The organism is Sphingobacterium faecium (assembly GCF_003054045.1).
GTDB lineage: Bacteria > Bacteroidota > Bacteroidia > Sphingobacteriales > Sphingobacteriaceae > Sphingobacterium > Sphingobacterium faecium.
The window spans coordinates 1,035,573-1,046,725 of record NZ_QBKH01000001.1; the positions used below are offsets into that span (position 1 = coordinate 1,035,573).

Consider the following 11,153-nt stretch of genomic DNA (forward strand, 5'->3'; position numbering starts at 1 on the left):
TGTATAATTTTTATTAAATATTATTGATGATATGGGTATTCCATCAGCATTAAAATTAAAAAAGGTAAATGTTTTTTCAACAAACGCTTTTCGTTTTTTTAGAAAAATCGGCTTGAGAAAAAGGTTTGATTATCAATCCTTTTTACTTACGTTATTATTGCTTATTGCAATTCCTAAAGTTGGTATATCGCAATCAAGCAATATGTACCTGCATACTGATCGAGACTATTATTTTCCAGGCGATACAGTGTGGTTTAAAGGTTATTTTTTGAGCGAAGGACTATTTGCTAACAATCTTCATAATATGTATATGAAGTTAATCGACACACAAGGAAAGGAATTGTTACAAGCAGTTGCATTTATCAATAATGGAGTTACAGCAAGCCATTTCCGAATTCCTTCTAACTATGCGGCAACCGAGATTTATATCAATGCCAATACGATCTTAGATTCATGTGCAGATAGCAAACCCTATTTTAAGCGACTGCATATATTACAGATCGCTAAAGCAGAGGGAGGAATGGAGCCTCAAGGAAAACCAATATTGAATCAGGGATACCTGTTGAATATCATTCCTGAAGGAGGAGTATTGTTGAGTGGAGTGGAAAATAAAATCATCCTTCAAGTTTTAGATGGTGACGGATACCCTGGTAAGGCTGACGGAAAATTAGTGGATGAAAGAGGTAAAGTGTTGGAACAATTTCAGACCGATTCTGTTGGATTGGCTGCTGTTCAGTTAACAGCAGAGGCTGACCGTGATTACACTATAGAATGGACAGCAACTGATGGTAATAAGCAAAAAAACATATTGCCTAAGGCGGTATTTGCGAGTAAAATTAACTTGGTGGATCAGGATTCAATCGTTCTCGTGCAGTTGCAAACAACTAAAGAATCTGAAAATGTGTTTGTCAGTGTTGGTATAGGAAAGCGTAAATTATTCGATAAGGAGTTGACTTTAAAGAGTGGAAAAAAGATTAATATTCCCCTACAAAAAAGAGATATTGAAATGGGTATCCTACAAGCATCGCTATTCGATACCCAGCAAAAGGTTTTATCAAGACGCAGCATGTTGCTCGAACAGGAAAGAGTTTTTTTAACACCTCAAGTTACTTTTATGGGGGAATTCAGAGATAAATCTGAAGGAAAGATTAATGTTCAACTTCCCGATGGTGAGGAAATTGCAAAGCTGTCTGTATCTGTTACAGATATTGCAATTCCAGTTGACACTACTCAAAGTATATTAACGGATCTCTATTTTCAACCATTAAGCCAGGACGAACTCCGTAATCCCCAAACTTATTGGGAAGGCGCAAAACAAAAAGATTTATTTATTCAGGCTCACAAATGGAATTATACTTATTGTCCTACTGCTGATTCCATGATTATAGATCCTATCTTGACCATCAAGGGGCAAATTAATTTAGAAAAGAAATCGTTCACTAAGTTTTATGAAGAATATCAGAATGAAATAAAGAAGGGTAAGAAAGGAAATATACCCGCTCGCGGAGCTTCTTTCGGCTACCAGGATGAACGTTCCGATCGCATGCAGTATACAGAAGTAATATTTGATAAAAATGGCCAGTTTACGGTGCCCAATTTGATTGTATTCGATTCGCTGGACACCAAATTTGTTCAAGTCTATCGAATCTTGAAGTTTACCCCATTTAAAGTGAAATATCAGTTTTATGATAAAAAGCAGTTTTTAAAACCGATCTATTATCCACAAAGTTTATTAAGTGAAAGCTCAAAACTACTTTCAGGTAATCAAGATGTAGAACGTGATGATTATTTGCGGGATGCCCGCGGTAACCGTATTCTTCAAACAGCGGAAGTGACCAGTACTAGAAAACAGAGAGAAATAGACCGTTTGCAAAGACGTTTTCAGACTGTAGAGCCACATACTGTACATGAACCCGATGTCATCTTGTTGCCTCTTATGGATAGTGTTGTTATCAAACGAAGTCAGTCTCTGCGTGACTATGTAGATCGAAACTTGCAAAATAGTTCTACAATAAAATATCTATTAAATGGTAAGATGGTAATCGATCCTAAAGCTATGAACAAAACAGTAGCGGAAAATCCGTTGCAAAATGTAGGAGTAGCAAGGGCGGTAGAGGAACAAAAAGGTTCAAATATCTCTTTTTTAGATGAAGATGTTTCCAACTATCCTTATTTAAAGTTTTATAAGACCTATAGTTCAGCTGAGTTTACTGGGACAAATGTACTTCTTGTTTTTGAATATTCTCCTGCTGAAGTCGATCGAGATATCGGTAAAGCAGAGTATTACGAAAAAATTATGGGTTATATGCCTATAACAGAATTTAGCAATAAAGTTTACACTACGGCAAAGGAACGTTTAAGTTCTAATTCAGATAATCGAGTCACTTTATATTGGGATCCATATTTTGACTTTGAAGAGGGAACAAAAAACAAAGCATTCACTTTTTACAACAACAGCAAAAATAAAGGAGTTTACGTAACTGTTGAGGGACTAACTTCCTCAGGTAAGGTGATATATTACCGCAAGGCATATAAATGATTAGATTTTTATTAAGTAGGTTTTGATACTGCTTCTTTATATGCGGGTAAATTTGATGATTTTGTGATCTTAGTGCAAGATCCATTTTCTGTAACCGATCCGTATAAGAAATTACGGAATATACCGGTCCTCGAAACCTGGGGCGGTGGGTGAATTGTACATCAAAACCTGAATCAGAGGCAAACGTAAAAACACATTAATTGATTTCCATAAGATCGTTCCTCTATAGCGAGGTGCGATCTTTTTCCTTGTCATACGACGCTTAAATAAAACGCGCTTTCAATATCATAGCGTTCGTATATAAGTAGTTGACAGGTCTTAAATTTAAGCTGTAATTACGGAGTGATTTATCTTTACATTAGTGATTACCCATTTTTTTGCTATTTCTTTAGAAATAACAGTCCCCATTTTCCGATATACATTCTTTTTTCAAATGTTTGACCGATTTGATATGGTTGTTGAACCTGCAGTTTAATTATTCTTTCAAACTGATTGTCTTTAATTTCAATATAATGTTTATTATTCCTGCTACCTAACGAATAGTCGATAATCTTTCCACTTATATCTATGCTCTTACTGCCCTCAAAATAAGCGTTGCTAAGAATTATAAAGGAAACAACTGTGCCACTAAAAATAAATGTCATACCTAGTGTCATAAAAAATATTCTAAAAATTGACCTTAAGGTTGTCATTATTTGTGTTGTATAATTTTTGGTTTCGTGCTGCTTCATAAATTTCAAATAAATGAAGGAACAACTAGGGATCATCACGATTAATATCGGTAATACAAAAAAATTAACGGTCCATTTTATGGCAAGAGAAAACTCAGTAAATTCTAATAAGAAAGTGGGGAGTATCATAATCAATACAGAAAGTCCAATGACCAGGTAGAAAAATATTTTAAATTGTCGCATATTTATGGCTATAGTCTGCCTAATAATAGGTTGTTATTGTGCTGGTTTTAAAATTTGTATTAATTAAGAGTATCGGACTATAATTCCATTAAATTATAATACTTTTCTAAGCAACAACTCAATTTCTTGAGCATGAGTTATGGTCATAAAATGACCTGCATTTTCAATCACATAAGTTGGTTTAATGTTACGAATGGGGATGATACGATCTTGGTTACCATGAATATGGATAACAGAGGAAGAGACCACGTTATTTTTCCAGTTTAAGATTTGATTGATCGCCCATTTTAAAAATTTGACATCAGTTTCCTGCAATATCTGTTTGAGCATCAGTTTATCTTCTTTTGAGCTGATCCCAAAGAAATAATCGACCAACCTATTGTGCTGCTTTAGAAAAGTATTCGGTAGAATATAATTGAGCTTTAGAGCACCTATTATTTTGTAAAGAAAAGGAAGCTCATATTCACCTTTAGCAGAGGCAAGCAGTACAATCTTCTGCACCTTAATTATTTTAGCTATTTCCATAGCCATCATTCCTCCAAAAGATAGACCAACTAGTATCGGTTGTTCATCATTGATTTGCAATGATAGTCGTTTAGCATATGCTGCCATAGTTTCTTTTTTTAGCGGCGCGATCCAATCGATATGGATTACCTGAAGACCCTCAAAGTTTATTTTTGAAAATACTTTTCGGTCAACACCTAAACCACTTAATATATAAATATGACTATTGCTCATTTACCTTTCACGGAATAATATCTGATTCTTTTTTAGTTTTTAGCATTGCTAAAATAAGCAATTAGAATTGCTTTTAGTTGAACAATTTCTCCAATTCTAACAAATAGAGTAAATTCCCTTTAATTAATGTGTATTGCGACAATAGTAGAAACTAAATCATTGTAAATGTTAGCCTATTTGCCATTTGAAAAATAGTTGATCGGGTTTATTAGATAATGTGAATGAAATCTAGAAAATGAGGACATGTCATTGAACGATCTAATTGAAGATCAAAAGCTAATATTTTAACTTTTTTTATCATTATGCTATAATTATTAATCTGTATTTTTAGATTATATATTTCTAAAAGACCAATTAATAAACATGTATTCCAATAAACTGAAATTATCCTTATCGTTTTTCTGGTTTTTAATCCTTTTTAATCTTTTTGTAACTTTAATACTGACCTTACAAATGGGCGAATTAGTGGAGCGATATGGTCCACAAGTCCTCGTATATTTTCTTTGGTTTAAAATTATTGGTAGCGTTTTATCTTTTATCGGAGAATACATTTTTAATTTCAAATCAAAAGGAGTGTTTTTGAGAAACATCAAACAATTTTCAAAATATAAATGCTACTTATTAATTACAATTCTTTAGTTTCTAAAAAAGTGTACTAGACTTAATTTTATGCTTATTATCCAAATTGTTTATTCTCAGTATTTCAATCGCAAGTAGACACTATAAGTTTAGATGGGTTCTTTAAAGTCAAAAGGGCCTAATTTTCATTAGACCCATTATCTTGACGTTTTGATGTACAGTAACTTTTTTATGTTTCTTATCGTTTCCTCTTTTTTGTTTCGTCATCCAAAAGTTTTGGGTGCATTTGGATTTTCTACTGTACTACGTCGATTTATTTTTCTGCTTATTTAAAAGCAGAGCTGCTATAGTTTTCATATAATAAAACAACTGTCCCTTAAAAAGGTTCATGAAAAAAAATATTTTTACACTTTTTTTATAGGATAATCTAGCTATTTATCATTTTTTTTAAAACATCTAAATCTGCATTATTTGAAGATAATGGTAGATTTTTTATACGCTAAAATTTATTTAGGACAGTACTAAGTTAAGTTATATGATTTCAAAAAATGGGTATATAGGCTAGCAAATTTAAAATTTTCAAATCTTTCTTGATAGGCTGTCTTCTTTGTAAGGGTATGGAGCAAATCAACGGTAATGTTTTACTCTTCTGCCGTAAAGAGCATCTCTATCCGATTTCATGTAAACGGCATAAATTATATTTTAGATTCTCCTCCAGATTTTTGATCATCATTTTTGATGTTCGAATCATACTTCCCCTGATTGGAATTGTTCTTGCCAAACTTCCAGGAGAAATTAATGCCAAATGATCGGAATGGAATTGCAAAATTTCCACGTTGTTCATGGAGATCTGTTTTTGCATAAGAACCTAGATTTTTTACCTTTTGAAACGGATCGATCATGGTGAACCCCAAAGTACCTTTCTTGTTTAGTATATCTTTCTTTAGGCCGATATTCCACATGTTAAAAGAAGCATATTGCCCCTGAAATGTGCGCTCCGGCGCATCAAAAAATAAAAAAGACTCGGCTACCAATCCGTTTTTTAGATATGCTGTGGCGCTGATAAAGGTCTTGTAATGGAGGAAAATCTGATTTGACTGCTGTGTCAAATTACCGTATTGATCATTGGGCCGTATATGATAGGTGTATAGGTCGATATTCCCTCTCAAAGTCCATATTTTAAATAAATCTACGGATGCAAAGATATGAGCACCTAAAGATTGCGTTTTACCGATATTGGCAAAAGTCTGTATTACGATCGGTTTGTCTTTGAAAGTTGTATTTCTGTAAATGGATTCGATGACATTATTGTTTCTGCGGTGATATAAAGAAAGATTCAGCATGCTTTTTTTCATATTAAGATGTGCGCTCAATTCCATATTGTGCGATAGTTCGGGCACTAATTGTGGGTTTCCCTGTAATTGATTGACAGGATCTGATTCGTTTCGGAAAGGGTTTAGAAAATACAAACTTGGTCGTTGTATACGTTGATTGTAAGCGATCTTCAAATTTAACTCTTCGGAGGCTTTGTATGATACGACTGTGCTTGGGAGTATATGGTGCTGCTGATCATGGAGGCCGGTTTGATGATCGGTCGCTTTAATTATTGATCCTGTATACTCGTATCTAACGCCGGCTTTAAGATCGGTTTTTGTGTTTAGTGGGATCTGTATGGTCGAATATAGAGCTCCTACATCTTGCTTATAATTGAAATTGTAAGTGCTGTGGCTGACATGTACATAGGCCTGATCTTGTCCAATGGTATCCACATGAATAATCGAATGAATGTTCCTGAAGATGGCTTTTGTACCCAATTCAAAGGTCGCCTTTTTAAAGGGATGTGTGTAATCCAGCTGCATGGTCAGTTCTTTATTCAGGCCTATGTTCATTCCTTTTTCATCAGGACGAAAATCGACCTGCTTGTAGGAAGAGTGATAATTTGTGTTGGCGTTAATTTGAGAGAATTGAGCTGAAATGCTTAATTCTTGGTTTTTCTTATCAAATTTTCGAATGTAATCGGTACTCCAGTCAAATCCTCCGTATCCAACATGACTGTTATTGGTACTGCTGATCGAATCACTTACCTGATATATGGTGTTGAGGAGGTTGTCTGTTTGGATCGTAAGCTGATGTATATTCAAATTGGAAATGATGAGCTTATTGGAATCAAGTTCATAATCTAACGATAGGCCTCCTCTTAACCCATGCCTTTTGTTGCGACTTTTGATTTCTTGCTCGAGATCGATTTTATTATTCAGAAGTCTTTGATCAAAACTTATCGATGTATTGACGGGCCAGCTCCATGAATTTCCCAAATTTCCATTAATTCCTAATTTGTTCTTTCTGATGCTTATATTTCCATTGAAATTGTTCTGGCGGGTACCCAATCCACCTGAGTATGATCCGTGCACACCTTGCGTATTATTCCGTTTGGTATTGATTATAATTATTCCTGAAGCACCCTCGGCGTCAAATTTTGATGATGGGCTGGTGATCACTTCTATATTTTTTATCTGATCTGCAGGTATCATTTTTAATATATCTGCTACATTATTATTCATGGTTCCTGAAGGTTTACCGTCAATTAATATGCGCACATTTCGATCTCCTTTGAGAGAAACGTTGCCCATTGCATCGACAGATAACAAAGGTACTTTTCGTAATGCATCAGCCGCATTTCCTCCTGACAGGGTAGGGTCAAGTACGGTATTATAAATAAGCCGATCTGTTTTGATTTGTATGAGCGATGTTTTTCTGTAAATATCGACGTGTTGCAATTGATGATAGGCTGCTGACATGCGGATCGTACCCAGATCAATATCACTATTGTTGATCGTGACGGGAAGTGTTGTGCTGCTGTTGTAACCCAATGCGCCCACATTTACAAAATAGTTGCCAGGCTGAAGTTGTAAGATTTTAAAATATCCCGCACCATCGCTGACGACTGTTTTGATTAGTTTGTCATCTGAAGTATCCGCATTATACAAGGAGATGTTTGATGCCGGAATCGTTTTTTCTGTTAGAGAGTCCACTACTTTGCCCGAAATGTCATGCCCGCCAAACTGTTTTGCTATTTGTCCAGATGAACAGTTAGGCAAGCTTAAAAGTATGAGTAATGCGATGGGCTGGATCATATAAATTACCATTTTTTGTTTCATCATCAATGTTTGCTCAAATGTTCAAACTTTACATGAAACCTTAAATTTTATTACGTGAGCGGGGCAGGAAATGATGTCAAACTGAAATTTACAGATTCACGTAATAATAGCTGCCATTGGTGTAAAAAATTATAAAATGGCTTTTAAATTTTTAAATTTGGATATGACGAACAGGAGACTTCTAAGCATCGTTTTATTTTTCTGGTTGATTTCATTTTTATACCTCATAATCGGAGCAGTTTTATTTTCAAGATTATCATTTGAAGGGGTGATACTGATTGCTTTTTCGCAGTTACTTTTGTTGGTGGAGATCGTCGTCTGTCTGTTCTATATCTTTCCGAAGTTCTGGCGTTTGAACAAAGCTGTACCTTTAACGGCCAGTATTGTATTATTGCTCCTGACGATTGTATTTTTGAGGTATTCTTTTGAAGAAGTGCTCTTTGTGAAGTATCTCGGATTTAAACTAAATCCTCATCTTGATCCATTTTACTTCCTATATGATAATTTTTATTTTTCATTGCCGGGAGTTTTTATCGCATTGATTGTGTATCTGGTAGCGAAATCCTTTGAGGTTGGAAAAAAGAACAAAGCGCTTGAGGCAGGGATGGAACAGGCCGAATTGAATTTTTTAAAATCACAGCTCAATCCTCATTTTCTATATAATACCTTAAATTATATGTATTCCATAGCATTGCCTTTATCTGAAAATCTGTCAACAGCTATCCCTAAAGCTATCGGATACGATGCGGTACACGCTTGCGCAGAACAAAAGGGATCTACTTCCTTTAAGTGAAGAAGTTGGATTTATTGAAGATTATATTGCCCTGCATAGCATGCAGTTTTATCCTCATTTTTACCATACATTTTCAATTGAGGGCGCCATAGACAAGCTCTTATTTCCACCATTGTTACTTGCTCCATTTGTCGAGAATGCCATTAAGCATGGTATTACACATGTTGAAAAACAACCTGTTAATATTCGTCTAGATGTCACGTCAAAAACACTGGTATTTGAAGTGTCTAATTATATCAATGCACAATTTCGGGAAAAGGGTAGTGGTATCGGAATCGCCAATGTTAAACGGAGGCTCGAAATTCTATACCCAGGACAACACAGTTTAAATATGGAGAAGAATGACCTGGTTTATCGTATATCTTTAATGGTCAAGTTATGATAAAGTGTGGGGCGGATCGTGTGATGTACCGGTGCATAGCATTAGATGATCAAGCGTATGCGACGGGAATTATCGCTGCATACATCGATAAAACAGCTGACTTAAGTTTAATTAAAGCCACGGATGATGCATTCGATGCTTTAAATTTGATCATGAGCGGACAAGTTGATCTTGTTTTTTTAGATATTCAGATGCCGATGATAAACGGTATTCAATTTCTTAAACGCTGCGGAAATAAATGCAGGGTCATTTTAACTACTGCTTATCCGGACTATGCACTGCAGGGCTTTGATCTGGATGTGGTCGACTATCTGCTGAAGCCATTTTCCTATGAGCGTTTTCAAAAAGCTGTTGATAAATTTCGGTTGCTACAAATTGCATCGATGACTTCGCTGGTCGAAAATGAATATTTGTTGCTAAAAGGTGATGCTAAAAACAAGTATTATCAAGTGAAATTTTCAGACATCATGTATATAAAGGGTTTGAATAATTACATATCCGTCTATACCAAAGATCAGCATATCATTACTTATATGAATCTGAAGGAGATCATTAATCTGATTCCTGCTCGTCTTTTCTGTAGGGTGCATCGTTCCTATATTGTATCTTTCAAATACGTCAAATTTATAGACGGCAACTGTTTGTTTATTGATGAAGAGAAAATCCCGATCAGTGAAAGCTATAAAGCTATTTTTTATACGAGATTGAATGATTTTCGATAATTCGCAAATTTCCATTAGTTTCTTTTATATACATCCTTTTCATAAAAAAACATTTGCTTAAAATATCCATTTTAATCGTCTATAATCCACTAAGAAAAGAGTGGATAAATAGGAATAAATATGCCATTGAAAGAAGTATGAATCTATTTTCTATTAATTAGCACCTGCTTCTTTTAATAAGATGTTGTTTTTATTGAAGTTATATTAATGAAGAGAATAATTTTTATTAGATACAATTTTCCTATATTTAAGATAATTATAAGCCAATCCTATCAATGATGGATCGTACAGGTGAATTTTATATGGGTATATACCAATGTGTTCCTCATGAATTATCAATTTTTGGAGCTTATATATTTTATTACCTATAATCTCTTTTTCGGCTACTATTTCTAGTGATCAAAATAGATAAACAAATTTTTCATGGTCAAAATTATTGCATATCTTACTTTGTTTTATTGTTCATTGCAATTAAACGTCTACGCACAGTCTCACTTTTTATCCAGTGGTTATTTATCACTTACAGTAAAGGGAAAACCTTCACTTCTTTTCGATAACATGGAGGTCGGCATGCCGATGATGAGCAATTCTTTATTGAGAGATAAACCGATCGCATTTACAAAACTCAATGATTCGACATTATATTTATCTGAATACACGTATGGCCCTACTTCGGTTTATTTTAGATTAAATGGCCGCTATATAGCAACTATGCTATTGCCAAATGAGACGAATGTGATTACGGTATCGATGATCGATTCTGCTGATTATGATGTGCAGTTTGAGGGGCGTTATAAGGAAATTTTTGATAATTCGGATCTACAGGAAGAGTTGATTATGAATCTGTTTTCATATCCAACTTCTAAGGACGGAAGAAAAGAAGTTCTTAAATCTGCAGATGATTTTAAATGGAAACAACTGGAATCTGTCGCTGAGATGACGTATTCATTAACCCAAGATATTCCGGACGGATTGCTTAAGTCTTATTATACGCACATGATTAATACCTTTAAAGTTCCTAATTTACTATTTAAAGATTATGCCAGCAGTGTACTAGCATACTATAAAAATCTGAACTTGGATCCACAAATTGCGACTGCAATACCGGAGCGAACGTTAACTTATTATGACGGTATCATCACGTTAAACTATGCAGATACGCTTACATTAATGCCTTCGGGTTACTTTGATCTTTTGATTGCCATTCAGCAAGATTCGCTATTACAGATCCCGAGTATTACTTCTGTAGGACCAGCGGGCTTTAAAACACGTTTAATTGATTTATTTGGAAAAACTTTTGAACAAGAAGATAACCTATTTTATGATAT

9 protein-coding genes are annotated in these 11,153 nt (G+C 34.6%); 6 read left to right on the top strand and 3 right to left on the bottom strand.

Annotated elements, in window-relative coordinates:
• The first annotated feature begins 112 nt into the window (after positions 1–112).
• Positions 113–2,539, top strand: a complete 2,427-nt coding sequence (locus C8N37_RS04405; protein WP_146170999.1) for a hypothetical protein — start codon at positions 113–115, stop codon at positions 2,537–2,539.
• A 380-nt stretch (positions 2,540–2,919) separates the two neighbouring features.
• On the opposite strand, the gene C8N37_RS04410 is transcribed toward C8N37_RS04405, so the two are convergent.
• A complete protein-coding gene (locus C8N37_RS04410) occupies positions 2,920–3,270 on the bottom strand; it encodes a hypothetical protein (RefSeq protein WP_108157727.1) in 351 nt (116 codons plus the stop codon).
• Positions 3,271–3,283: 13 nt separating this feature from the next.
• On the opposite strand from C8N37_RS04410, the gene C8N37_RS22740 reads away from it, so the two are divergent.
• On the top strand, positions 3,284–3,430 hold the full coding sequence (locus C8N37_RS22740) for a hypothetical protein (protein WP_156169672.1): 147 nt from the start codon (positions 3,284–3,286) through the stop codon (positions 3,428–3,430).
• Positions 3,431–3,546: 116 nt separating this feature from the next.
• Here the strand turns inward: C8N37_RS22740 and C8N37_RS04415 are convergent, their stop codons facing one another.
• Both C8N37_RS04415 and C8N37_RS04425 read right to left on the bottom strand, forming a co-directional pair.
• Positions 3,547–4,191: an alpha/beta fold hydrolase gene (locus C8N37_RS04415; RefSeq protein ID WP_108157728.1), complete on the bottom strand. Its 645-nt coding sequence runs from the start codon at positions 4,189–4,191 to the stop codon at positions 3,547–3,549.
• A gap of 1,274 nt (positions 4,192–5,465) precedes the next feature.
• Positions 5,466–7,904, bottom strand: coding sequence for a TonB-dependent receptor (locus C8N37_RS04425; RefSeq protein WP_170114463.1), 2,439 nt, complete (start codon positions 7,902–7,904; stop codon positions 5,466–5,468).
• A gap of 160 nt (positions 7,905–8,064) precedes the next feature.
• Here C8N37_RS04425 and C8N37_RS23150 point away from each other — a divergent pair, with 160 nt between their 5' ends.
• The 4 genes from C8N37_RS23150 to C8N37_RS04445 all read left to right on the top strand — a co-directional run.
• The gene (locus C8N37_RS23150) at positions 8,065–8,721 is read left to right on the top strand and encodes a histidine kinase (RefSeq protein WP_108157731.1); all 657 of its coding nucleotides are present in this window, start codon (positions 8,065–8,067) and stop codon (positions 8,719–8,721) included.
• Positions 8,672–9,103: a LytS family sensor histidine kinase gene (locus C8N37_RS04435; RefSeq protein WP_108157732.1), complete on the top strand. Its 432-nt coding sequence runs from the start codon at positions 8,672–8,674 to the stop codon at positions 9,101–9,103. Before C8N37_RS23150 ends, C8N37_RS04435 begins: the two co-directional genes overlap by 50 nt.
• Positions 9,100–9,825, top strand: coding sequence for a LytR/AlgR family response regulator transcription factor (locus C8N37_RS04440; protein ID WP_244914337.1), 726 nt, complete (start codon positions 9,100–9,102; stop codon positions 9,823–9,825). The genes C8N37_RS04435 and C8N37_RS04440 overlap by 4 nt, the downstream gene beginning before the upstream one ends.
• 423 nt (positions 9,826–10,248) lie before the next feature.
• On the top strand, positions 10,249–11,153 hold a 905-nt coding region (locus C8N37_RS04445), incomplete at its 3' end, for a hypothetical protein (RefSeq protein WP_146171001.1).

Bases quoted from the DNA above. Each gene is read 5' to 3' on its own strand.
- C8N37_RS04410 (WP_108157727.1), bottom strand. From the start codon at position 3,270: ATGAAGCAGCACGAAACCAAAAATTATACAACACAAATAATGACAACC.
- C8N37_RS22740 (WP_156169672.1), top strand. From the start codon at position 3,284: ATGAAGGAACAACTAGGGATCATCACGATTAATATCGGTAATACAAAA.
- C8N37_RS04415 (WP_108157728.1), bottom strand. From the start codon at position 4,191: ATGAGCAATAGTCATATTTATATATTAAGTGGTTTAGGTGTTGACCGA.
- C8N37_RS04425 (WP_170114463.1), bottom strand. From the start codon at position 7,904: ATGATCCAGCCCATCGCATTACTCATACTTTTAAGCTTGCCTAACTGT.
- C8N37_RS23150 (WP_108157731.1), top strand. From the start codon at position 8,065: ATGGCTTTTAAATTTTTAAATTTGGATATGACGAACAGGAGACTTCTA.
- C8N37_RS04435 (WP_108157732.1), top strand. From the start codon at position 8,672: ATGCGGTACACGCTTGCGCAGAACAAAAGGGATCTACTTCCTTTAAGT.
- C8N37_RS04440 (WP_244914337.1), top strand. From the start codon at position 9,100: ATGATAAAGTGTGGGGCGGATCGTGTGATGTACCGGTGCATAGCATTA.